This is a genomic window from Streptomyces sp. NPDC001502, assembly GCF_042894785.1.
GTDB classification, from domain to species: domain Bacteria; phylum Actinomycetota; class Actinomycetes; order Streptomycetales; family Streptomycetaceae; genus Streptomyces; species Streptomyces kutzneri.
In genome coordinates this window covers 238,541-261,575 of the sequence record NZ_JBIAVW010000001.1, presented here as the reverse complement: position 1 = coordinate 261,575, position 23,035 = coordinate 238,541, and the positions used below count along the sequence as shown (strand labels likewise).

At 68.5% G+C, this 23,035-nt stretch carries 20 protein-coding genes and 1 tRNA gene; 9 read left to right on the top strand and 12 right to left on the bottom strand.

The features are described from left to right. Positions 1-552 (bottom strand): YbjN domain-containing protein, encoded by a 552-nt coding sequence (locus ACFY0D_RS01295; RefSeq protein WP_390796378.1) that lies wholly within the window; start codon positions 550-552, stop codon positions 1-3. A 422-nt stretch (positions 553-974) separates the two neighbouring features. Beyond that, positions 975-3,575, bottom strand: coding sequence for an ATP-dependent chaperone ClpB (gene clpB / locus ACFY0D_RS01290; RefSeq protein WP_390796377.1), 2,601 nt, complete (start codon positions 3,573-3,575; stop codon positions 975-977). Between the two features lie 123 nt (positions 3,576-3,698). On the opposite strand from clpB, the gene ACFY0D_RS01285 reads away from it, so the two are divergent. Continuing rightward, complete coding sequence (locus ACFY0D_RS01285; protein WP_390796376.1) at positions 3,699-4,151, top strand: pyridoxamine 5'-phosphate oxidase family protein; 453 nt, start codon at positions 3,699-3,701, stop codon at positions 4,149-4,151. Between the two features lie 134 nt (positions 4,152-4,285). Here ACFY0D_RS01285 and ACFY0D_RS01280 read toward each other — a convergent pair whose 3' ends face one another. Next, complete coding sequence (locus ACFY0D_RS01280; RefSeq protein ID WP_030383724.1) at positions 4,286-4,600, bottom strand: hypothetical protein; 315 nt, start codon at positions 4,598-4,600, stop codon at positions 4,286-4,288. A 356-nt stretch (positions 4,601-4,956) separates the two neighbouring features. On the opposite strand from ACFY0D_RS01280, the gene ACFY0D_RS01275 reads away from it, so the two are divergent. Then, positions 4,957-6,033 (top strand): helix-turn-helix transcriptional regulator, encoded by a 1,077-nt coding sequence (locus ACFY0D_RS01275; RefSeq protein ID WP_390796375.1) that lies wholly within the window; start codon positions 4,957-4,959, stop codon positions 6,031-6,033. 101 nt (positions 6,034-6,134) lie between these two features. Here the strand turns inward: ACFY0D_RS01275 and ACFY0D_RS01270 are convergent, their stop codons facing one another. Genes ACFY0D_RS01270 through dnaK form a run of 4 tightly spaced genes read right to left on the bottom strand, consistent with a single transcriptional unit; the run spans position 6,135 to position 10,325 of the window. Further along, a complete protein-coding gene (locus tag ACFY0D_RS01270) occupies positions 6,135-6,608 on the bottom strand; it encodes a heat shock protein transcriptional repressor HspR (protein WP_327263604.1) in 474 nt (157 codons plus the stop codon). Position 6,609: 1 nt separating this feature from the next. Continuing rightward, positions 6,610-7,791: a molecular chaperone DnaJ gene (gene dnaJ, locus ACFY0D_RS01265; RefSeq protein ID WP_301368618.1), complete on the bottom strand. Its 1,182-nt coding sequence runs from the start codon at positions 7,789-7,791 to the stop codon at positions 6,610-6,612. 39 nt (positions 7,792-7,830) lie between these two features. Then, positions 7,831-8,481 (bottom strand): nucleotide exchange factor GrpE, encoded by a 651-nt coding sequence (gene grpE, locus ACFY0D_RS01260; protein WP_301368620.1) that lies wholly within the window; start codon positions 8,479-8,481, stop codon positions 7,831-7,833. Then, the gene (dnaK, locus tag ACFY0D_RS01255) at positions 8,481-10,325 is read right to left on the bottom strand and encodes a molecular chaperone DnaK (protein ID WP_390796374.1); all 1,845 of its coding nucleotides are present in this window, start codon (positions 10,323-10,325) and stop codon (positions 8,481-8,483) included. The genes grpE and dnaK overlap by 1 nt, the downstream gene beginning before the upstream one ends. A gap of 274 nt (positions 10,326-10,599) precedes the next feature. On the opposite strand from dnaK, the gene ACFY0D_RS01250 reads away from it, so the two are divergent. Together ACFY0D_RS01250 and ACFY0D_RS01245 are read left to right on the top strand one after the other, a co-directional pair. Continuing rightward, positions 10,600-11,133, top strand: a complete 534-nt coding sequence (locus ACFY0D_RS01250) for a sugar transferase (protein ID WP_390796373.1) — start codon at positions 10,600-10,602, stop codon at positions 11,131-11,133. 110 nt (positions 11,134-11,243) lie between these two features. Further along, complete coding sequence (locus ACFY0D_RS01245; protein WP_390796372.1) at positions 11,244-13,808, top strand: heterodisulfide reductase-related iron-sulfur binding cluster; 2,565 nt, start codon at positions 11,244-11,246, stop codon at positions 13,806-13,808. Between the two features lie 82 nt (positions 13,809-13,890). On the opposite strand, the gene ACFY0D_RS01240 is transcribed toward ACFY0D_RS01245, so the two are convergent. Continuing rightward, complete coding sequence (locus tag ACFY0D_RS01240; RefSeq protein ID WP_390796371.1) at positions 13,891-14,691, bottom strand: hypothetical protein; 801 nt, start codon at positions 14,689-14,691, stop codon at positions 13,891-13,893. Between the two features lie 291 nt (positions 14,692-14,982). Here ACFY0D_RS01240 and ACFY0D_RS01235 point away from each other — a divergent pair, with 291 nt between their 5' ends. Further along, positions 14,983-15,900 carry a Yip1 family protein gene (locus tag ACFY0D_RS01235; protein ID WP_390796370.1) on the top strand — a complete coding sequence of 306 codons (918 nt, stop codon included), beginning with the start codon at positions 14,983-14,985 and terminating at the stop codon, positions 15,898-15,900. An 81-nt stretch (positions 15,901-15,981) separates the two neighbouring features. Here ACFY0D_RS01235 and ACFY0D_RS01230 read toward each other — a convergent pair whose 3' ends face one another. Together ACFY0D_RS01230 and dcd are read right to left on the bottom strand one after the other, a co-directional pair. Continuing rightward, positions 15,982-16,479: a phosphoribosyltransferase gene (locus ACFY0D_RS01230; RefSeq protein WP_030009869.1), complete on the bottom strand. Its 498-nt coding sequence runs from the start codon at positions 16,477-16,479 to the stop codon at positions 15,982-15,984. Beyond that, positions 16,476-17,063 carry a dCTP deaminase gene (dcd, locus tag ACFY0D_RS01225; RefSeq protein WP_030009868.1) on the bottom strand — a complete coding sequence of 196 codons (588 nt, stop codon included), beginning with the start codon at positions 17,061-17,063 and terminating at the stop codon, positions 16,476-16,478. Before dcd ends, ACFY0D_RS01230 begins: the two co-directional genes overlap by 4 nt. Before the next feature lie 460 nt (positions 17,064-17,523). Here dcd and ACFY0D_RS01220 point away from each other — a divergent pair. The 4 genes from ACFY0D_RS01220 to ACFY0D_RS01205 all read left to right on the top strand — a co-directional run bounded on the left by ACFY0D_RS01220 (position 17,524) and on the right by ACFY0D_RS01205 (position 20,392). Next, positions 17,524-17,597 (top strand) — tRNA-Gly (locus tag ACFY0D_RS01220). Between the two features lie 450 nt (positions 17,598-18,047). Beyond that, positions 18,048-18,350: a hypothetical protein gene (locus ACFY0D_RS01215; protein ID WP_388890896.1), complete on the top strand. Its 303-nt coding sequence runs from the start codon at positions 18,048-18,050 to the stop codon at positions 18,348-18,350. A gap of 203 nt (positions 18,351-18,553) precedes the next feature. Further along, positions 18,554-19,051, top strand: coding sequence for a restriction endonuclease (locus ACFY0D_RS01210; protein WP_376009221.1), 498 nt, complete (start codon positions 18,554-18,556; stop codon positions 19,049-19,051). 435 nt (positions 19,052-19,486) lie between these two features. Next, positions 19,487-20,392, top strand: coding sequence for a hypothetical protein (locus ACFY0D_RS01205; protein WP_388890899.1), 906 nt, complete (start codon positions 19,487-19,489; stop codon positions 20,390-20,392). A gap of 347 nt (positions 20,393-20,739) precedes the next feature. Here the strand turns inward: ACFY0D_RS01205 and ACFY0D_RS01200 are convergent, their stop codons facing one another. Both ACFY0D_RS01200 and ACFY0D_RS01195 read right to left on the bottom strand, forming a co-directional pair. Then, positions 20,740-22,602 carry a hypothetical protein gene (locus tag ACFY0D_RS01200; protein WP_390796369.1) on the bottom strand — a complete coding sequence of 621 codons (1,863 nt, stop codon included), beginning with the start codon at positions 22,600-22,602 and terminating at the stop codon, positions 20,740-20,742. After that, positions 22,595-23,023: an ABC-three component system middle component 2 gene (locus ACFY0D_RS01195; RefSeq protein ID WP_390796569.1), complete on the bottom strand. Its 429-nt coding sequence runs from the start codon at positions 23,021-23,023 to the stop codon at positions 22,595-22,597. The genes ACFY0D_RS01200 and ACFY0D_RS01195 overlap by 8 nt, the downstream gene beginning before the upstream one ends. Positions 23,024-23,035 lie beyond the last annotated feature (12 nt).

Below are 23,035 nucleotides of genomic sequence, written 5' to 3'. Positions count from 1 at the left end.
CTAGCTGTTGGTGTCGCCGTTGCTGTCGTCGTCGCCGTCGCCGTCGGTGGAGTCGATGTCCTGCTCCAGGCCGAGCTGCTCGACGAGCCACTTGTCGAACTCGATGGACGCGCGGACCCAGCTGACCGTGGAGGACACGAAGTGCTCCAGGTTGACGCCGGTGCCGATCAGCATCTGCGCCTCACCGATCAGGCGGACCGAGCCGTCGTCGTGGGTGTGGCTGTAGACCTTCGGCCACAGGGTGCGGCGGTTCCAGTCGTCGATCGACTCGAGAAGCTGGGGCTTCTCGTCGATCTTGTGCGGACGGTCGTAGAAGGTCCGCACCGAGAAGACCTGCTGCTCGTCCTCGCCGCGGAACATGAAGTACGTGCGGAACTCTTCCCACGGCGCCGCGAGGTCACCCTCGTCGTCGACGACGTACTTGAGCTCCATCTGCTCCAGCAGCTGCTTGACCAGATCCTGGTCGGGGACGACGGGGCCCGCCGGTCCTGTGGCCTGCGGATCGGGCTGCTGCCCTCCGAAGTTCGGAATCGAGGCCGGGTCGATGCTCACCGTGTTTTCCCTTCGTGCGGATACCTGCATCCTCCCCCATCGCGCCCACCTTGTGTCCAGCCCCGCACGTACGATCCGCTCCGGGCAGAACGAGTAAGAAGCGAGTAAGAACCAGGTAAGGGGGCGCATGGCCGTGCCAGGCGTGGGTCGCGTCCTTCCCGAAGGCACCGGAGCAGGTCGCCTGCCCCGGTCCCCGGCCGGAGAACCACGACCCGGAGAGCGAGCGGTGCTTCGCCCTCGCCCACGACGGGCCGCAGCCCGGCCGGGCGGCCGGGCTGCGGCTGCGGATCACCCCTGAGTCGGGACGACCGAGAAGGTCCGCTTCGACGCCTCCTGAGGCGGCCGACGGCGTCCCGAGGCGGCGTCCCGAGGCGGCGTCCCGAGGCGGCGTCCCGAGGGTGTCCCGACGCCGGCCGCCCCGCTCAGAGGGCCTTGCCGACCAGCAGGTCCTCGCCCGCGACGTCGACCCGTACGGTGTCGCCGTCCCGGACCTCGCCGGAGAGGATCTCCTTCGCCAGCCGGTCGCCGATCGCCGTCTGGATCAGGCGGCGCAGCGGCCGGGCGCCGTACGCCGGGTCGTTGCCCTTCTCGGCCAGCCAGGCCAGGGCCTCGGGCGTGACGTCCAGGGTCAGCCTGCGGTCGGCCAGGCGCCGGGCCAGGCGGCCGATCTGGAGCTGCGCGATGTGCGCGAGCTCGTCCTGGGTCAGCGCGGAGAAGACCACCAGGTCGTCCAGGCGGTTGAGGAACTCCGGCTTGAAGGAGGCTCGCACCACGTCCAGGACCTGCTGCTCCTTCTGCTCCGGCGGGGTCAGCGGATCCACCAGGAACTGGCTGCCCAGGTTCGAGGTCAGGATCAGGATGGCGTTGCGGAAGTCCACGGTCCGGCCCTGGCCGTCCGTGAGCCGGCCGTCGTCCAGGACCTGGAGCAGGACGTCGAAGACCTCGGGGTGGGCCTTCTCCACCTCGTCGAGGAGCACCACGCTGTACGGGCGGCGGCGCACGGCCTCGGTGAGCTGGCCGCCCTCCTCGTAGCCGACGTAGCCGGGCGGGGCACCGACGAGACGGGCCACACTGTGCTTCTCGCCGTACTCCGACATGTCGATGCGGACCATGGCCCGCTCGTCGTCGAAGAGGAAGTCCGCGAGCGCCTTGGCCAGCTCCGTCTTGCCCACGCCCGTCGGGCCGAGGAAGAGGAAGGAGCCGGTCGGGCGGTCCGGGTCGGCGATGCCGGCCCGGGTGCGGCGCACGGCGTCGGAGACGGCCCGTACGGCCTCGCCCTGCCCGATCAGGCGGCGGCCCAGCTCGTCCTCCATGCGCAGCAGCTTCTGGGTCTCGCCCTCCAGCAGCCGGCCGGCCGGGATGCCGGTCCAGGCGCCCACCACGTCGGCGATGTCGTCGGGGCCGACCTCGTCCTTGACCATCGAGTCCTTGGAGTGTCCGGTCTTGGAGGCCTCGGCCTCCTCCTCGGTGGCCTCCGCCAGCTCGCGCTCCAGGGTCGGGATCTCCCCGTAGAGCAGCTTGGAGGCGGTGTCGAAGTCGCCGTCGCGCTGGGCGCGCTCGGCCTGCCCGCGCAGGTCGTCCAGGCGCTCCTTGAGCTCACCGACCCGGTTGAGGGACTGCTTCTCCTTCTCCCAGCGGGCGGTCAGCCCGCGCAGCTCCTCCTCCCGGTCCGCGAGGTCCTTGCGGATCTTCTCCAGGCGTTCGATCGAGGCCGGGTCGGACTCGTTCTTCAGGGCCAGCTCCTCCATCCGCAGGCGGTCCACGGAACGCTGGAGCTCGTCGATCTCCAGCGGGGAGGAGTCGATCTCCATGCGCAGCCGGGACGCGGCCTCGTCGACGAGGTCGATGGCCTTGTCGGGGAGGAAGCGGGAGGTGATGTACCGGTCGGAGAGGGTCGCGGCGGCCACCAGCGCGCTGTCGTTGATGACGACCTTGTGGTGGGCCTCGTAGCGGCCCTTGAGCCCGCGCAGGATCGCGATCGTGTCCTCGACGGACGGCTCGGCGACCAGCACCTGCTGGAAGCGCCGCTCCAGCGCCGGGTCCTTCTCGATCCGCTCGCGGTACTCGTCGAGCGTGGTCGCGCCGACCATCCGCAGCTCGCCGCGGGCCAGCATGGGCTTGAGCATGTTGCCCGCGTCCATGGCGGAGTCGCCGCCGGCGCCCGCGCCGACGACCGTGTGCAGCTCGTCGATGAAGGTGATGATCTGGCCGTCGCTCGACTTGATCTCGGCCAGTACGGTCTTCAGCCGCTCCTCGAACTCTCCGCGGTACTTGGCTCCGGCGACCATCGCGCCGAGGTCCAGGGAGACGAGGCGCTTGTTCTTCAGGGACTCGGGGACGTCGCCCTTGACGATGCGCTGGGCCAGGCCCTCGACGACGGCGGTCTTGCCTACGCCGGGTTCGCCGATGAGCACGGGGTTGTTCTTCGTCCGGCGCGAGAGCACCTGGACGACGCGCCGGATCTCCTGGTCACGGCCGATGACCGGGTCGAGCTTGCCCTCACGCGCCGCTGCCGTGAAGTCGGTGCCGAACTTCTCCAGGGCCTTGTACTGGCCCTCGGGATCGGGGGTGGTCACCCGCCGTCCTCCTCGTGCGTTCTCGAAGGCGTCGAGCAGCTTCTTCGCCGTCGCACCCTGGGTGGAAAGGACCTCGCCGGCCGCGCCGCCCTTGGCGGCGAGGGCGATGAGGAGGTGTTCGGTGGAGAGGTAGTCGTCGCCGAGCCTGCCGGCCTCCGCGTCCGCCTCGGCGAGTACGGCGAGCAGGTCGCGGGTGGGCTGCGGGGGCGCGACGGTGGAGCCGGTGACGCTGGGCAGGGCGGCGAGCAGCCGCTCGGCCCCGGCCCGCACGGCGGCCTGGTCGGCGTCGGTGGCGACCAGCAGGTCGATGACGTTCTCGTTGTCCTCGCCTGCGAGGAGGGCCAGCAGCAGGTGCGCGGGGGTCAGGTCCGCATGACCGTCCTTGACGGCCCTGCTGGTGGCCGCTTTCAGCGCGTCGCGGCTCTTGTTGGTCAGTTCGGCGTCCACTGCGACTTCTCCTCTCCCCGAGGGGTAGCTCCCACAACAACACTGACAGGGTCAGCGTATGCAAAGTTGAGTCTATTCCACTCAAGGCAAGTGGGGACACCGTTGCCCCGTACCCTTCGGGCCATGTCTCATGACGTACTCAACCCGACGCCCGAGTACCTCGCCTTCTGGCGGGAGCGGCACGTCTGCACCCTGACCACCCCGCGTCCCGACGGCACGCCGCACGTGGTGCCGGTGGGGGTGACGTACGACCCGGAGGCCGGCCTGGCCCGGGTGATCAGCAACCGGCACAGCAAGAAGGTGCGCAACATCCTGGCGGCGCAGGAGGCACAGGCGCAGGCGCAGGCACAGGCCGAGCGGCCGGACGGCACGCCGGTGGGCGCGCGGGTCGCGGTCTGCCAGATGGAAGGGCGCCGCTGGGCCACGCTGGAGGGCCGCGCGGTGATCCGCACGGACGAGGCGTCGGTCGCCGACGCGGTGGCGCGCTACGCGGAGCGCTACGGGCGCACTCCGTCGCCCAATCCCGACCGGGTCGTCATGGAGATCACCCTGGACCGGGCCATGGGGCGCGCGTAAGCCGTTGATTCTTCATCTTGTCCGGTTCACGCACTGGACGTGGACATCACAACGGCGCCATCGTGGTCAGGTCCACGATGGCGCCGTTGTGTGGGGGTAGCGCCTGAGCGATCTGGAACGACGGGGGAATCGCTTCAGGCACTGCGGGGGGTGGCGGTGGTGATATCGGGTTCGAAGAGCTGGTGGTCACGCTGATCGAGATTGACGAAGACCATTCCGTAGCGCACCTCGCAGCGGACGGGCTGCGGCGCGCCCCGCGGGCGGCGCAGGCACCGGTAGGCACGTACGTCCTCGTCCTCCTCGCGCACGACGACGATCGGTTGGCCGAACAGGGTGACCATCAACGAGTCGCCAGGGTGGGGGATGGCCGTGGCGAGATCGATGAACTGCCAGCCCGAACGGTAGGCGGAGGCCATCTCGCGGCGGAAGCCGCGATCGTCGGGGGTCATGCGGACACCGTCACAGGCGCCTCGGTCCAACCCGTATCCCCGCCGTTTCCGCCCAGCAGGCCGCTGGTCCAGCCGGTGTCCGCGTACTTACCCGCGGGCGCCGTGGTCCAGCCGGTGTCGTCCGTGCTCGTCAGGCTCGTGCCCTGACCGTCCCTAGCGCTCCCCGCGTCACTTTCGACGGCGCTGACTGCCCCAAAAACCGCAACGGCGGAGAAAACTATGGCAAGCACCGAGCGAAGCATTCTCTTGTACATGGTCGGCTTCGTCCTCACTTGATGGAATCCTCTCCCCCGCGTGACAGACGATGGCTCATTCAGGCACGTCAATGCCACAGGGACGATGCATCATGTTCTTGCATGTTCAGGACCCTGGGGGGTGGAGATTTGACGCGAAACGAGACAAAGGCGACACATCCCCACCCTGTGACGTCCATGTGCGCCGAGGGGACACGGCTCTACGCGACCGCACTGAGCACCGGCCGGATCGCCCGGGGCGAGATCCAGAACGCCCCCTGCCTGCTTGAATTCGCTCTCCTGCAGCCCGACCCGGATGACGCGAACCAGCTCCGTCCGGTTCCCCCGTCCGTAGCTTTGGCTCAACGGCTCCATCCGATTGAACGCGAGATCCAGGACCGCCGGCGCAGCGCTGTAGATCTCACCGACACTTTCGAGCCTTTCCTGGCCATCAGTGCACAGAGCCCGGCCAACACCCACGCCATCACGGTGCTGGAGGGTTTCGAACAGATCAACGCCGCCCTGAACCTCGCGACGGCCGAATGCCATACCGAGGTGCTGACGGTCCAGCCGGGCGGCGCCCGGCCCTCCCTGGCCCTCACCCAGGCCCTGGAGCGCGACCAGCCGCTGATCGACCGCGGGGTCAGCATACGGACCCTGTACCAGCACACCGCACGGCACAGCCAGGGCACGCTCGCCTACGTGGAGCGGATCTCGACGGGCAAGGTGGAGATCCGCACCCTGGAGGAGCTGATCGAACGCCTGATCATCTTCGACCGCACGGTGGCCTTCATCCCGGTGAGCGACGACCGCCGGGTCGCCCTGGAGCTGCGCCACCCGGGCCTGGTCGACTACCTCATCAAGGTGTTCGAGCAGCTGTGGCACCGCGCCGTTCCCCTCCAGGAGGAAGTGACGTACCGCAGCACCCCCGGCGGGATCTCGGGCGTGCAGCGGACCATCGCCCAGCTCCTGATCGAGGGCCACGTCGACGAAGCCATCGCGCGCCGCCTCGGCATGAACGTCCGTACCTGCCGGGCGCACATCGCCAAGCTCGCCACCACTCTCGGCAGCGGCAGCCGCGCGCAGCTCGGCTACCTCATCGCCCAGGCCGGCATCCTGGGCCGCCCGTCCGGCCCGGAGCAGGACTCCGACGGGCATCCGGACCACGAGGACCACGACCGGGACCAGGACGGTCTCTGAAGGCGCCGCGGGCGCCGCGGCCCCGACAGCCCTCAGGCCCCGCCCTGGAAGGGGCGGGGCCTGAGGGCGTGCGACGCAAAGGGACCGGGAGCGGGCCCGGATCAGTCCATCGGCCGCTTGGGGCTGGGGCGCCAGACCACCAGGGCACTGCCCGGCTGCGGAGGCTGGTACGGGACCAGGTCGCGCCGGTACGAGGCGTGCACCTGGGCCTCGCGGGCCTGCAGCGTGGCCGCCGCGCCGTCCACGGCCGCGGAGAGCTCGGCCACGCGCTGCTGGAGCGCGGCGACCTGGTTCTCCAGTTCGATGATGCGCTTGATGCCCGCCAGGTTGATGCCCTCGTCCTGCGACAGCGCCTGCACCGTACGGAGCAGTTCGATGTCACGGGCCGAGTAGCGCCGGCCGCGGCCGGCCGTACGGTCCGGGGAGACCAGGCCGAGACGGTCGTACTGGCGGAGGGTCTGCGGATGCAGACCGGAGAGCTGGGCGGCCACCGAGATCACATAGACCGGGGTCTCGTCGGTGAGTTGGTAGGCACCACTTCCCAGACGGGAGGACTGTCGTCGGCGGCCGTCCATGTCATGCTCCCTTCGCGGACTCGAACAGCGCGGAGCGCGGGTCCTGCGACTCCGTCGCCTCGCGGTACATCTCCAGGGCCTCGCGGGCCTTGTCGGACAGCTCGGTCGGGACCGCGACCTCCACCGTGACCAGCAGGTCGCCGCGGGTGCCGTCCTTGCGGACCGCACCCTTGCCGCGGGCTCGCATGGTGCGCCCGTTGGGGGTGCCCGGCGGCAGCTTCAGCGTCACCGAGGGGCCGTTCAGGGTCGGGACCTTGATCTCGGCCCCCAGCGCCGCCTCCGCGAACGTCACGGGCACGGTCACCGTCAGGTTGTCGTCCTTGCGGCCGAACACCGGGTGGGAACCGACGTGCACGACCACGTACAGGTCACCGCCGGGACCGCCGCGCTCGCCCGGCGCACCCTTGCCGCGCAGCCGGATCCGCTGGCCGTCGGAGACGCCCGCCGGGATCCGGACCTGCATGGTGCGGGAGCTGCGGGCGCGCCCGCTGCCCTTGCAGACCTCGCAGGGGGTTTCCGCGATCAGACCGCGGCCCTTGCAGTCCGCGCAGGGGTCGGTCAGCGAGAAGCCACCGCCGCTGCCCCGCGAGACCTGGCCGGTGCCGACACAGGTCGGGCACACCCGGGGGGTGCCGTTCTTGTCGCCGGTGCCCGAACAGGCCTTGCAGGGGGCCTGGGAGGACATCCGGAGCGGGACCGTGGCCCCGTCCACCGCCTCCGTGAAGGAGAGGGTGACCTCCGACTCGATGTCCTGGCCGCGGCGCGGCTGGGTACGGGTGCCCGCACCGGGGCCGGCGCCGCGGTTGAAGAGGCCGCCGAAGACGTCGCCCAGGCCGCCGCCGAAGCCGCCGGCCTGGCCGGCGCCCTGCTGCTGACCCCCGAAGAGGTCGCCGAGGTCGAAGTTGAACGAGCCGCCGCCGCCCGGCCCGGGGCGGAAGCCACCGTTGCCGAACAGGGCGCGCGCCTCGTCGTACTCCTTGCGCTTCTTGGCGTCGCCGAGGATGTCGTTCGCCTCGGAGATCTCCTTGAAGCGCTCCTCGGCCGAGGCGTCGCCCTTGTTGGCGTCCGGGTGGAACTCGCGGGCGAGCTTCCGGTACGCCTTCTTGATCTCGGCCTCGGTGGCGTCCTTCGGGACACCGAGGACCTTGTAGTAGTCCTTCTCGACGAAGTCCTTCGTGCTCATCCCCGGTGTCCCTCCTCCCGTGCTTCTACGTGTGCTGCATCAGCCCTTGTCGGGGGCATCCGCGTCCAAGCCGTCCGGCGCTTCGCCCTCCGTGGACTCGGACTTCGGGGCCGCGCCCGGCTGGGGCTCGGCCACCGCGACCCGTGCGGGACGGATCGTACGCTCGCCGATCCGGTACCCCGGCTGCAGGATCGCCACGCAGGTGTCCTCGGTGATGTCCGGCGCGTACGAGTGCATCAGGGCCTCGTGGATCGTCGGGTCGAAGGGCTCGCCCTCCTTGCCGAACTGCTGCAGGCCCATCTTGGCGGCGACGGTCTCCAGCGATTCGGCCACCGACTTGAAGCCGCCGACCAGCTCGCCATGCTCCCGCGCCCGGCCGATGTCGTCCAGGGTCGGGAGCAGCTCCGTCAGGAGGGACGCGACCGCGATCTCCTTGACGGTGATCCGGTCCCGCTCCACCCGGCGGCGGTAGTTCTGGTACTCGGCCTGGAGCCGCTGGAGGTCCGCGGTGCGCTCGGAGAGCGCGGTGCGGGCCTGGTCCAGCTGCGCCAGCAGCGCCACGTCCTGGCTTGCGTCCCCGGCCGGGGCCGCCTCCTCCTTGGCGGAGTCGGCGGCCTTCGGCTCAGCGTCGTTCTGACCGGCGTCGGGGACTTCGGGCTTCTCGTCGAAACCCGGGGTCTCCTCCGACATCAGGCAGCGCCGCCCTTCGGCTTCTCGTCGTCGACGATCTCGGCGTCGACGACGTCGTCGTCGGCCTTGGCCTGGCCCGCGTCACCGGCGCCGCCGGCGGCCTGGGCGGCCTGCGCGTCGGCGTAGATGGCCTGGCCGAGCTTCTGGCTGACCGCGGCGAGCTTCTCCGTCGCGGTGCGGATCTCGGCCGTGTCCTCGCCCTTGAGCGTCTCCTTCAGCTCGGCGACGGCGGCCTCGACCTCGGTCTTGACGTCGGCCGGGACCTTGTCCTCGTTGTCCTTGACGAACTTCTCCGTCTGGTAGACGAGCTGCTCGCCCTGGTTGCGGGACTCGGCCGCCTCCTTGCGGCGCAGGTCCTCGTCCGCGTACTGCTCCGCCTCCTGGCGCATGCGGTCGACCTCGTCCTTGCCGAGCGAGGAGCCGCCGGTGACGGTCATCTTCTGCTCCTTGCCCGTGCCAAGGTCCTTGGCCGTGACGTGCATGATGCCGTTCGCGTCGATGTCGAAGGAGACCTCGATCTGCGGGACGCCACGCGGGGCCGGGGGCAGGCCCGTCAGCTCGAACATGCCGAGCTTCTTGTTGTACGCCGCGATCTCGCGCTCGCCCTGGTAGACCTGGATCTGCACGGACGGCTGGTTGTCCTCGGCCGTCGTGAAGATCTCGGAGCGCTTCGTCGGGATCGTGGTGTTGCGCTCGATCAGCTTGGTCATGATGCCGCCCTTGGTCTCGATGCCGAGGGACAGCGGGGTCACGTCGAGGAGCAGGACGTCCTTGACCTCACCCTTGAGCACACCGGCCTGGAGGGTGGCGCCGATGGCGACGACCTCGTCCGGGTTGACGCCCTTGTTGGCGTCCTGACCGCCGGTGAGCTCCTTGACGAGCTCGGCGACGGCCGGCATACGGGTGGAGCCGCCGACCAGGACCACGTGGTCGATCTCGGACAGCGCGATGCCGGCGTCCTTGATGACGTTGTGGAACGGGGTCTTGCAGCGGTCGAGCAGGTCCGCGGTCAGCTGCTGGAACTGGGCGCGCGTGAGCTTCTCGTCCAGGTGCAGCGGGCCCTCGGCGGAAGCCGTGATGTAGGGCAGGTTGATCGTGGTCTCCGTGGAGGAGGACAGCTCGATCTTCGCCTTCTCGGCGGCCTCGCGCAGACGCTGGAGCGCCATCTTGTCCTTGGACAGGTCGACGCCGTGGCCGTTGGCGAACTGCTTCACCAGGTAGTCGACGACGCGCTGGTCCCAGTCGTCGCCACCGAGGTGGTTGTCACCGTTGGTGGCCTTCACCTCGACGACGCCGTCGCCGATCTCCAGGAGCGACACGTCGAAGGTGCCGCCACCGAGGTCGAAGACGAGAATGGTCTGGTCGTCCTTGTCGAGGCCGTAGGCCAGGGCGGCGGCCGTGGGCTCGTTGACGATGCGCAGGACGTTCAGGCCCGCGATCTCGCCGGCCTCCTTCGTCGCCTGACGCTCGGAGTCGTTGAAGTAGGCCGGGACGGTGATGACCGCGTCCGTGACCTTCTCGCCCAGGTACGCCTCGGCGTCGCGCTTCAGCTTCTGCAGGATGAAGGCGCTCATCTGCTGCGGGTTGAAGTCCTTGCCATCCAGGTTGATCTTCCAGTCAGTGCCCATGTGGCGCTTGACGGAGCGGATGGTCCGGTCCACGTTCGTGACCGCCTGGCGCTTGGCCACCTCGCCGACGAGGACCTCGCCGTTCTTGGCGAAGGCGACGACGGACGGCGTGGTCCTGGCGCCCTCGGCGTTGGTGATGACGGTGGGCTCGCCGCCTTCCAGAACGCTGACGACGGAGTTAGTGGTGCCCAGGTCGATGCCGACCGCACGTGCCATTTCAATTCCTCCAGCTGACTTGAGTGGAACAGACTCAACCATGCCGTATCGCTGCGCTTGCGTCAACAGAGCTGAGTCGAGTCGACTCAACCTTTAGCTGCCCCTTACGCGCAACCTTGGGAAACGGCCCCGCCGGCGCCTGAGGCGCGGGGGCCCGGGGACCGGCCCCCGCAGCGGCAGCGGCACTGCAGCCGAACGGGTCACTACAGCCGAACGGGTCACGGCAGCCGCGCGGCACCGCAAGACCGCCGGAGGCATGCGGCAGCGTGCTGGCATGCCCCTCACACTCACCGCCCCGCGGGTCCGGGTCCCCGCCACCCCGCCGGCGAAGCGGGTGTTCGACCTCCTCGGGGCAGTGATGCTGCTCGCAGTGCTCGGCCTGCCGCTCACGGCGATCACCGCCCTGCTCTACGCGACCCAGGGCGGGCGCCCCTTCGTACGGGAGCCGGCGGCGGGCCTGGCCGGGCGGCCCTTCCGGACCTGGCGGCTGCGCACCGACGACGGGGCCGGCCGGATCGGCGCGGCCCTGGACCACTGCGCCCTCGACGGCCTCCCGCAGCTGCTGAACGTGCTCCGCGGCGAGATGTCGCTGGTCGGGCCGCGCCCGGAGGCTCGCACGGACCGCCCCGAGCGGCTCCTCGTACGCCCCGGAATGACCGGATTGTGGCAGGTCAGCGCGCGTTCGGACCTCCCCTGGGAGGAGATGGCCCTGCTCGACCGGCATTATGTGGAGAACCACTGGCTCGGGATGGACCTCGCGATCCTGGCGCAGACCCCGCGCGCGGTGTACCGGCAAAGGGTCGCCTGAGCGACACAGATCACCGCACGCTCGGCTACATTGCGGCGTCGGGAATGGGTAACCTCAAGCCTTGACTTCATAAGTTACCGCTTAGTAAGTGCCGCCCGAGGAGCCCTTCCATGCAACTCGCCGCGATCATCGTGTCGCTGGTCCTGACCGTGGTCGGCGTCGCGCTGCTCGCACGAGCCGTGGCGCAGATCTACCGCTTCGTGAAGCTCGGCCAGCCCGTGCCGGCAGGCAGCCGCACGGATGACCCGAAGGCCCGAACGCTCACCCTCGTCCGCGAGTTCCTCGGCCACAGCCGCATGAACCGCTGGGGCATCGTCGGCTTCGCGCACTGGTTCGTCGCGATCGGCTTCCTGACGCTGCCGCCGACCCTGGCGCAGGCCTACGGCCAGCTCTTCCAGGCCGACTGGGTGCTGCCGATCGTCGGCGGCTTCCTGCCGTTCGAGCTCTACATCGAGTTCATCGGCCTGATGACCGTCCTCGGCATCGTGGTCCTGATGGCGATCCGGCTGCTCAGCCTGCCCTCCCGGGCCGGCCGCAAGTCGCGCTTCACCGGCTCGAAGGCCTGGCAGGCGTACTTCGTCGAGTACATCATCCTGACCATCGGCCTCGCGATCCTGTGCCTGCGCGGCCTTGAGGGCGCGATCCACCACGTGGACAGCTACGAGCCGGCGTACTTCGTCTCGTACCCGCTGGTCCTGGCGTTCAAGGGGCTCTCGGCCAGCGCGCTGCAGAACGCCATCTACTTCACCGCGATGATCAAGATCGGCACCTCGCTGATCTGGATGATCGTGGTCTCGCTCAACACCAACATGGGTGTCGCCTGGCACCGCTTCCTCGGTTTCCCGAACATCTGGTTCAAGCGGAACGCGGACGGCTCCACCGCCCTCGGCGCCCTGCAGCCGATGACCTCGGGCGGCAAGGAGATCGACTTCGAGGACCCGGGCGAGGACGACAGCTTCGGCGTCTCCCAGGTCGAGCAGTTCTCCTGGAAGGGCATCCTCGACTTCTCCACGTGCACCGAGTGCGGTCGCTGCCAGTCGCAGTGCCCGGCCTGGAACACGGGCAAGCCGCTGTCCCCCAAGCTGCTCATCATGTCGCTGCGCGACCACGCGCACGCCAAGGCCCCGTACCTGCTCGCCGGTGGCGGCAAGGACATGGAGGGCAACGAGAAGGCCACGGCGGAGCAGCTCGCCGGTGTCCCGGCCGCCGCTCTCGCGGAGGCCGAGCGCCCGCTGATCGGCACCGCCGAGGAGAACGGCGTCATCGACCCGGACGTGCTGTGGTCCTGCACCACCTGCGGTGCGTGCGTGGAGCAGTGCCCGGTCGACATCGAGCACATCGACCACATCGTCGACATGCGCCGCTACCAGGTGATGATCGAGAGCGCGTTCCCGTCGGAGGCGGGCACGATGCTCAAGAACCTGGAGAAGAAGGGCAACCCCTGGGGCCTGGCGAAGAAGCAGCGCGTCGAGTGGACCAAGGAGGTGGACTTCGAGGTCCCGATCATCGGCAAGGACGCGGAGGACCTCTCCGAGTTCGACTACCTCTACTGGGTCGGCTGCGCCGGCGCCCTGGAGGACCGGGCCAAGAAGACCACGAAGGCCTTCGCGGAGCTGCTGAACATCGCGGGCGTCAAGTTCGCGATCATGGGCGGCGACGAGAAGTGCACCGGTGACTCGCCGCGCCGCCTGGGCAACGAGCCGCTGTTCCAGCAGCTGGGCCAGGAGAACGTGGCCATGCTGAACATGGCATTCGGTGAAGACGACGAAGATCCTTCGACCCGTAAGCCGAAGTCGGCGAAGCGGATCGTCTCGACCTGCCCGCACTGCTTCAACACCATCGCGAACGAGTACCCGCAGCTGGGCGGCGAGTACGAGGTCATCCACCACACGCAGCTGCTCCAGCACCTGATCGACGAGGGCCGCCTCACGCCGGTCACGCCGGTCGACGGCCTGATCACGTACCACGACCCGTGCTACCTGGGCCGGCACAACAAGGTCTACACGCCGCCGCGCGAGATCATGTCGGCCGTGCCGGGCCTGCGTCAGCAGGAGATGCATCGCCACAAGGAGCGGGGCTTCTGCTGTGGCGCCGGTGGCGCGCGGATGTGGATGGAGGAGCGGATCGGCAAGCGCATCAACAACGAGCGCGTCGACGAGGCCCTGTCCCTGAACCCGGACATCGTCTCCACCGCCTGCCCCTTCTGCCTCGTGATGCTCACCGACTCGGTGAACGGCAAGAAGAACGACGGCCAGGCCAAGGAACACGTCCAGGTCGTCGACGTGGCGCAGCTGCTGCTCGACTCGGTGAAGACCCCGGGCCCGACGGAGGCCGAGCTGGCCGCGCTCGCGGCGGAGGCCGAGGCGGAAGCCGCGGCCGAGGCGGAAGCCGCTGCCGCGAAGGCCGCGGCGGAGGCGGAAGCCAAGGCGAAGGCGGCGGCCGAGGCGGAAGCCAAGGCGGCGGCCGAAGCGAAGGCGGAAGCAGAGGCCAAGGCAGCGGCTGAGGCGGAAACCGCGGCCGAGCCGGAGTCGGACGCCGACGCCGAGGCGAAGCCGGAGGCGGACGCCGAGGCCAAGCCGGAAGCGGAGCCGGAAGCCGCGGAAGAGGCCGAGCCGGAGGCAGCGGCCGAAGCATCCGAGGCGGCCGAGGCGAAGCCCGAGGCCGAGACCAAGTAGGACGCAGGACACCCGCAGCACCGGAACGGCCGGTCCCCCACCCGGGGGACCGGCCGTTCCGTCGTACGGGGGCGGGAGGGGCTCAGCCCTGGCCGCTCAGCATGGCGAAGCCCAGCCCGCTCGCACCCGCCGCGGCCGGGCCGCCGCCCGAGGCGACCAGCCTCGGGGCGCCGGGCCCCGCCGGGTCGACCGTGCACTTCTCGATCAGCCTGCCGTCGAAGTCGTACGCCCAGCTGTTCCCGCCGCCCTTGCCGTCGATGACGACGAACTTCACGCGCGTGCCGTCCTGGACCAGCTGGTACGTCCAGCCGTCGTGGTGGACGCTCGGACGCCGCAGGTCGATCGTGGCGAGGGCGCGGCCCTTCGGCGTGGAGATCTCGGCGCGCTTGCCGTTCGGGCCGTCCACGAGCTTGGCGATCCGCCCGTCGGGCATGCCGATCCGCACCGAGCTCTCCTTCCTGATCTCCCTCTTGGGCGCGGGCTTCGGCTCGGGCTTCGGCTCGGGCTTCGGCTGCGGCTTCGGCGCGCCGTCCATCCAGGAGGTGACGGTGCCGTTCGGCTGGAGCACGACGTGCAGTCCGTTGTTCTGCCCGTACGAGGCGGCGCCGTCCTTGCCGACCAGCGTGTCCAGCTTCGTGGGGCCCGCGAAGACGTCCGCCTCGAAGTGACTGCCGCCGATCTTGTAGACCTTGGCGATGGACCCGTCCGCCAGCTTCACGGTCGTGACGTACGCGCGGACGCTCGGGGCCGGCACGACGGACGGCCGGGGCTCCGGTACGGCCGGCGAGGCCGCGAAGGCGGACCCGGCCGGGAGGGCCAGGACGGTGGCCGTGCCGGCGACGACGGCGGCACTGCGGAGGGTGGTTCGGCGGGTGTTGCGCATGGTGTGAGCTCTTCTCGTGTCTCGTATCTCGTGCTCGTTCGTACTCGTTCGTCCTGCGTGGTGGCGACGAGTACGAAGCTACGGACCCGATATGTGGTTATCCCGTCGGGAATGTAACGGAAGGCGGCAGACCACCACACAGCCCTGTAAACCGGACACGTCGCATGATCGGACACGGGGTGGGGACAGCCCCTCCGGGATCCCCTAAGGGATGTCACAGGTCAGCCGCAAAGGGTGGCTGTTCCGGCTGCCCGTCCACCGATGCTCGCCGGACCAGGTACGTTCGATCACGTGGCTGGATTCAGGATCGGACGCGGCAGGGACAACAACCGCTCTCCGCAACAACCCCCGCAGCAGCAGCAGTCGTACGGTCAGCAGCAGCAACCGCCGCCGTACGGCCAGCCGCCCTACCCTCCCGTCGGCGGCCCGCCACCGCAGCAGCAGTGGCCGCAGCCGGGCGCGGGAGGTCACGGCGAGCCGGAGTACTTCGACCCGTACGGGCAGCAGCAGCCGCACGCGCAGCAGCCCCCGTACGGCCACGGCGGCCACGGCGGGGGCGGGGGCTACAACGACAACCCGGGGCACACCCAGGTCTTCGCCGTCGGCGAGGACCCGTACGGCCAGGGCGCGACCTACCAGGCGGGTGCGGCCTCGGCGGTGCCGTCCGGGCCGCGGCTGCCGTGGAAGGAACTGCTCCGCGCCATCGTGACGCGGCCGGGGCAGACCTTCCTGCAGATGCGTGACTACGCCGTCTGGGGTCCCGCGCTGATCGTGACCTTCCTCTACGGGCTGCTCGCGGTCTTCGGCCTCGACGACGCCCGCGAGGACGTCATCAACGCGACCGTGCCGAAGGCCGTCCCGATCGTCCTGTCCGCCGGCGTGGCCTTCGTCATCTGCGGCCTGATCCTGGGCGCGGTCACGCACACCCTGGCCCGCCAGCTGGGCGGCGACGGCTCATGGCAGCCGACGGTGGGCCTGTCGATGCTGGTCATGTCCATCACGGACGCGCCGCGCCTGCTGTTCGCCGTGTTCCTCGGCGGCGACAACATGGTCGTACAGGTCCTGGGCTGGGCCACGTGGGTGGCGGCCGGAGCCCTGTTCACCTCGCTGATCAGCAAGTCGCACGACCTGCCGTGGGCGAAGGCCCTGGGCGCGTCCTCGATCCAGCTGGTCGCCCTGCTGTCGATCATCAAGCTGGGCACGATCTAGCCCGGCCCCGCACACGCACACGCACACGAAAGGGCCCGCCGCGCACTGTCCGCGCGGCGGGCCCTCTGCATGCCGTCTCGGCTAGGCGTCGAGGACCTGGCCCTCACGCTTGACGACGGGCGGCTCGACGGACCAGGGGAAGTTGATCCACTCGTCGGTCTTCTTCCACACGTACTCGCACTTCACGAGGGAGTGGGACTTCTCGTAGACGACGGCGGAGCGCACCTCGGCGACGTGGCCCAGGCAGAAGTCGTGGACGAGCTTCAGCGTCTTGCCGGTGTCGGCCACGTCATCGGCGATGAGGACCTTCTTGTCGGTGAAGTCGATCGCCTCGGGCACGGGGGCCAGCATGACCGGCATCTCCAGCGTGGTGCCGACGCCGGTGTAGAACTCCACGTTCACCAGGTGGATGTTCTTGCAGTCGAGCGCGTACGCCAGGCCGCCGGCGACGAACACCCCGCCGCGGGCGATGCTCAGGATGATGTCGGGCTCGTAGCCGTCGTCGGCGATCGTCTGCGCCAGCTCGCGCACGGCGCGCCCGAAACCGTCGTAGGTCAGGTTCTCGCGTACGTCGCTCATGCCTCGTGCCTCACCTGGGTACGGTGGAAGTTCTGGAAGGAGCGCGAGGCGGTCGGCCCGCGCTGCCCCTGGTACCTGGACCCGTAGCGCTCGCTGCCGTACGGGAACTCGGCGGGCGAGCTGAGCCGGAACATGCACAGCTGCCCGATCTTCATGCCCGGCCAGAGCTTGATCGGCAGGGTGGCGAGGTTCGACAGCTCCAGGGTCACGTGACCCGAGAACCCGGGGTCGATGAACCCGGCGGTCGAATGCGTCACCAGGCCGAGGCGGCCCAGGCTGGACTTCCCCTCCAGTCTGGAGGCGATGTCGTCGGGCAGCGAAATGACCTCGTACGTCGAGGCGAGGACGAACTCACCGGGGTGGAGGATGAACGCCTCGTCACCCTCCGGCTCGACCATCCGGGTCAGGTCCGCCTGCTCGATCGCCGGATCGATGTGGGCGTAGCGGTGGTTCTCGAACACCCGGAAAAACCGGTCGAGACGTACATCGATGCTGGAGGGCTGCACCATCGATTCCTCGAACGGGTCGATGCGAACCCGTCCGCTGTCGATCTCGGCCCGGATGTCTTTGTCAGAGAGAAGCACGTCCCGAGGATACGCAGAGCGCGCGGGCCACCCCCAATCGAGAGCGACGACCCGCGCGCCCACCCCGGCGACTACCGCTTCGCGCCACCCACGGGCACGGCGTGCCGCAACCGCGCACACCGCGGACACCGCAGCAGCCGCCCGGGCCCGATCCGGCCGGCACCGAGGTGCTGCAGCGGGAAGGAGGCGGTACTGAAAACGTGCCCTTCGGCACAACGGACGACGGTGTGCTCCATCGAGTCCCTTTCCCCAACGAGCCGTACTACGACGAATCGCCACATTAGGGGATGATCGGCACCCACTCCAGCCGCCGCTCCGCACCCACACGGTACGCCCCAACTCCCGCGCCCACACGCCCCGGTGTACGCCACACACGACAACGACCCCGCGGCAAATTCACCGGGGGTCGATCATGAGGTAGAGTGAGCAAAACCAGGGATCCAGGCAACTGGCCCGCTGTGCGGATGTAGTTTAATGGTAGAACATGAGCTTCCCAAGCTTATAGCGCGGGTTCGATTCCCGTCATCCGCTCCATGACAAGGCCCCAGGTCAGCGACCTGGGGCTTGTTTGTTGTCTAGACCTCTTAGGCCCTTCCGTGCCCTCCGCGTGCCCCAACTCGCAGGAATGCCCTGCTCCGGGGGCCTTTCGCGCACCACCTGCACCACTCGGACGCGGAACCGCCTCGGATCGCGAGACGCATTTCATGTGACCCGCGCCACACAAGCGTCCAGATTCGCCCGTTCGCAACCCTGAAGGCAGCCCTCAACCACGCCGCCCGCACGGCCGAGTTGGCGACCGCGCAACGCTCCCCCTACACCTCCGAATGTCGCCGAAGGTACTGCCCGCCGAAGCGCAGGCAGGCTCGCCCCGACTCGGCAGATGATCACGAGTGGTGACAAGTAGGTGACGCGTTGTCAGTGGCGAGTGCTTTCATGGATCCGGTGCGCAGGGAGGCGCATCGCGACTGGTGGGGGGATACAGCTGTGCCCTGGATCAATGACTACTTCCGAGCAGACGGCACTCGGGTCAAAGGCCACGTCCGGCTACCTGCCGGGGCCCGGCGGGAGACCGCGACGCTCGGCCTGATCGTCGCCGGAGTGATCGTCTTCGGGAACGGAACAACCTCCACGGGGGCCGGAACAGGCTCGGGTCAGGAGTTACCCAGGCCGCAGTCGACGGTGGTCTACCCGATCAAGTGGCCGGCCTGGGAGAACCAGCAGGTGCCGCTGCCGCAGCCGACGGTCTCGTATCCGATTGTCTTCCCCAGCGCAGGGAGCGACCGGTGACTCGCCGTCCCGCTCGACGTCGACCAAACCGAGGCAGTCGGCCACGTAGGCAGCAGGGTTCCGACTTCCAGTTCTTCTTAGTGCTCGGCCTGGTCGGTGTTTGGGCATCCGGCTTCCTCTTGGCGGTGCAGGCCTGGTTGGCCGATCACCTCTGGGTCCTCGCACTCCCGGTCGCAGCTCTAGCGAGCGCGATTGCCGTGGGGATGTACCTGCAGAAGGAGCGTGCCCGTAGGGAGGCCGCTCGAGCCCAGGGGCTCCGGTATGTAGTGGAGCACTTGGACGGCCTTCACTACACCCAGTTTGAATACGCCGTGCGAGACCTGCTGCGCCGGGACGGGTGTCAGGACGCGCAGCAGGTTGGCAGGGGTGGCGACAAGGGGGCAGACGTGAAGGCCACCGACCCCCAAGGCAGGCGCTGGGTCATCCAGTGCAAGCACCGGAAGGACGGCTGGTCCGGATCCGCGGTTGGTGCACCCGACCTCTACGTCCTGAACGGCACCGGCCGCCAGGTGCACAACGGTGACGTGCTGGTCATGCTCACCAACGGCCGCTTCTCCCGGCCCGCCCTCGACTTCGCCAAGTCCCAGCGCCTCCACCTCGTCGACCGCCACCTCCTCGCCCAATGGGCCAGCGGCTCGCGGCCCCTGTGGGAACTCCTCCGCGCCGTCCCACCACCACGGAAGCCGAGTTCGCTCGCGTGATGCGCCCGAACCACCACGCGGGAGGCTCCGGCCCATGCCCGAGGTAGGCCAGACAGCTCCCTGCAACACCGCCTCAGCCAGTCCGGCACGGCAAGGTGCGCAGCGCGTCGTCACGGTCGTTCGAACGTTCCTTGGCGAACGGAACCGGCGGCTCAGACGCTGGCGTGCCCTGAGTGCCCCCGAGAGAGGACCACGACCTTGACCGTGCCGACTGTAACCGCGGCCCCACAGACGCTTCCGTTACCGCCGGCAACCGCAACCCGGCCCGGTTACCGTGACCGCGTTCGTGCCCGCTACACCGCAGCCGCCCAAGAACGCATCGACAGAGGACGGAACGCTGCCACCGAGCTTGGGTGCAGCGATTCCGTGCCGTGGGATGACATTCAGGCGGTCTACATCCGGCCACTCCGTTCGCCCTGGAAGTCATTTACGACCGTGATCGGCAGCATCGTGAGTGGGGCGATCGTGGCAGCGGTCGTTATCGGATACGTGGGGATCGTGCTGGTGGCTGCCCTGCTGTACTTCGGCAAGGAGAATCGGGCCGAGGCCGCGAAGACCACCCCCACAGCGCAGGAGGCTGCAGCGGTTGCGGCCACGGACGATGGATTCACGCGCGAGGAGAAGAAGCAGCTCGAGTTCTTCGGCGTTGGTGTTGTGTGTGTGGTCTTCGTGGCTGCGAGCCTGCGCGGCTCCAGAGACCGCTGGGACATGATGTCGAAGGGGTACGTCAGAGAAGGCGAAGAGGTCGTGACGGAAGCACTCGAAGTGTTGCCTGCACTTGCCGCCGTCGTGGGAGCTCCGGCCGGGAGGCAGCGATCCGAGGCCCTTGCCTCCGCCCACGAAAAGACCTCCGCACTCATGACGGCTGTGACGGACAGCTCCAAGTCGGCGGCCGGAATCCCCGGGTACGCAGGGGACCGGAGCCGTCTCAAGGAGCATGGTCAGAAGGTCCGGACGGCGTTCGCGGACAAGCTTGACGGCCTGGTCGAAGACCGGGAGGCTACGGCACGTGCCCTCGGTGCGATGGCGTTGAGCGTGGCCGTGCGGCAGGCCCAGTCTGCGTACGGAGCATTGCTGGACGCAGAAGCACTGCCAGCAGAGCCGGGACCGGAGGTGCCGGACCTCCGCGGGGTACGGAAGGTCTTCGTCGGCGCCGGCCTTGCTGCACTTGGGGTGTTTATGACCGGGACCCTGGGTGGAGCGGATCTCATGGCCGCCATCCCCCTCGCCCTCGCAGTCTTCGGACTCGGCTCATTTCTCGGAGCTCTGTTTACCGGAAAGCTCCACGCGATCGGCCAGGCTTACGCGGCCTTCAGGCAGCACGGCAGCGGAGCCCCATAGCCACGAGCCCGCCCAAAAGCACGCAGCCGCCTCCAGAGCCACCTGGCGAACGCCGTCTGTCGGAACGCGAGTCACAGAGGCCCGACCGGTCACCGGGCGGCCGTTCTAAGGTCCTGGACCTACCGTCCAGCGTCTCTCCCTCGCACGGCGAGAGAGGGACGGAGGCGGACCGCGTGGGTTAGGTGGCCTCCAGGGACACGACCAGCTGGGTGGTCAGTTACACCCTGCCGAGGTACCAGCAGAAGATCCAGTCGAGGAATGTCTCGTCCTTACTCAGGTCCAAACTCACGACAACATTTCCACCTGCAGAAGGCGCCAGTGGACCCGCAGCTCGTGACCTCAGCCGCTCACGAACCTGACCGCCTCTCCGGCCCTGACGGGAAGAAGCCAGCACGGTCGCCTTCTTGAAGGCCGAACCGGTGGGTGCGGGCTTGGGCAATAACGTCGTGGGGTGGGTCACCGTTCTCGAAGATGATGACCTGTCCTGGGAAGGTGAGCATGTTCCGGTAGAAGTGATCGACGACGGTCGACGTCATCGGTACGTCGTCACCTGGGGCATCGCCCTGGGGGTCGCTGTGGGGGCCGCGGTAGGTAACGACGGGCGAGTCAAGGACGACGAGCCCGGGGTGCGGCCGGTCGTGCTCACGGCAGTAGTGGGCCAGGGCCGTGGTAAATGCGGAGTGCAGAACGGAGCGGACGCCCTTGCCCCGGGAGGCCCGCAGTCGGTTACCTGCCCTGACCTCCATTTGGTACTGGTCGTACTCCGCGTACTCGACGGAGGGCACCTTCCACGCCTCCAGCGTCTGCTGGAGGACCTGATCAAAGGCGGAGAGCACGCGGTTCGGAATGTAGTCGGCCGGCCGGTGGGAGGGAGTTGCGGCTTCGCCGTCCAACTGCGACCGGCGCTCTTCCAGTTCCTCGATCCGCTGATGCAGGTCCAAGTCGCGTTCGATGGCCGAGCGGACCTCAAGATGCTGGTCCATGTCCTCGCGCAGGGGGGTGAGCCGTTCCCGGGTGACAGAGATGTCAGCGTCGAGGCGAGCAGCGGATGCCTTCAGCTCCTCTCTGAGACTGCTGAGCTCTTCGAGCTGACTACGCAAGTCGCGCATGGTCGGCCGAAGGTCATCGAGGAGAGAGGTGGTCTTGGCCATCTCCGTCTCCACTGCGATATGCAACTGGGTCGTCTCGCGCTCGCTGTGGTCGGGGTGCTGATGTTCGGGCTCGGCACCACAGAAGACGCAGGTGCCGACCTTGAAGAACCCCAGGAGGTTGCCGGCCTCAGTGACCATGACGAGCCGCTCGATGTCGGAGCGGTACTGCTTCTCCAGCAGGGTGAACCGGGACATGAGGTCCCCGACCTCGGCGAGGCGCGCTTCCATCCCGGCCAGCTCCTCCGTGACCGACATCCGTTCGGCCACGGAGTTCAAGTGCTGTTGGGTGATGGTCTCGACTGCGCGGGAGTAGCCGTCGATAGCTGTCTGCAGGCGCCGGTGCCGGTCGCGTAGTTCCTGGACGTTCTCAGAGGTGCTGAGCTTGGTCTGCAGGTCGACGATGATCCGGTCGAGGAGACTGACCTGCCCTTTGTTGACACGGCGCTGGCCAGCGTTCATGCCGGTGGTGATCTCGGCGTCGCCTTCTCCCGTGAGCAGCAGCCGCATGACGGAGGCTGCCGCGGATTTCCCGTTGGCCGAGGAGGAGTGCAGGACTGGGGAGCGTTTGTCGACCATGCGGTTCTCAGGAACGACCGAGAGGTGGACCAGGTCGCTCAGGCGCAGCTCGCGGGTGCCGCCGGCGTCGCTCGTGCGGATGCGCAGGTCGTCCCATCCGAGATTGCCGAGGAGGAACTGGGAGAGGCTGTTCTTGCTGCGCGCCGTGTGCTTGGCCGTGACATCAAAATCGGAGGGACGGGTGACCAGTTCCCGCATATCAGCCCAGTGCACGTGGATGGTGTTGCTGTCCGGGACACGCAGCAAAGTGAGCGGGGTTCCGTCGTCAAGCTCGAGGCCGAGGAGGATCTGGCTGTATCCATCGGCTTCGGAGACGAAGTCGAGCTTGCTGCCGCCGAGCATGTACTCGATGGACTCCGCAACGAACGATTTGCCAGTGTCCGAGGCGCCGTAGATGACGGTGAGGGACGGGTCGAAGTCCACTGTGGCGAGCGGCCTGGTCGCGGAGGCGTAGGTGAGATGTGTCAAACGCAGGTCAGCCATGGCCAGCCCCTTCGGATGCGGAGCCTGTTGCGGCACGGTTGATGATCTGGTGGGTCACAATGCGGGCGTGCGCCGGGGAGGAGTAGTGGTGGAGTGCCCACTCGGCACGTTCGCGCAGAGATGCGACGTAAGGGGCCTCCAGCACTTCGATAAAAGTGCAGCCGGTTTCGGTAGCCGCGTACATGAGGCCGCTCTCGCTGCTGACCATGTCGGCCAGCCCGGCCCGGATCAGCACAAGAAGACCCTGTTCGAGGAGTTCTCGCTTCCTCCCAAGTTCACCTTCCCGAGCGGGCAGGTCGGGGTGGAGGCTGCGCGGGCCATCGAACTCTCCGCTATGGAGGACGAGGTAGTCCAGCGCAACGAGCTGGGCGAGGTCCAAGGGCTGGGGGTGGCTCTCGGCTAGGAGGACAAGTGCGCGCACGCCAACCTCGAG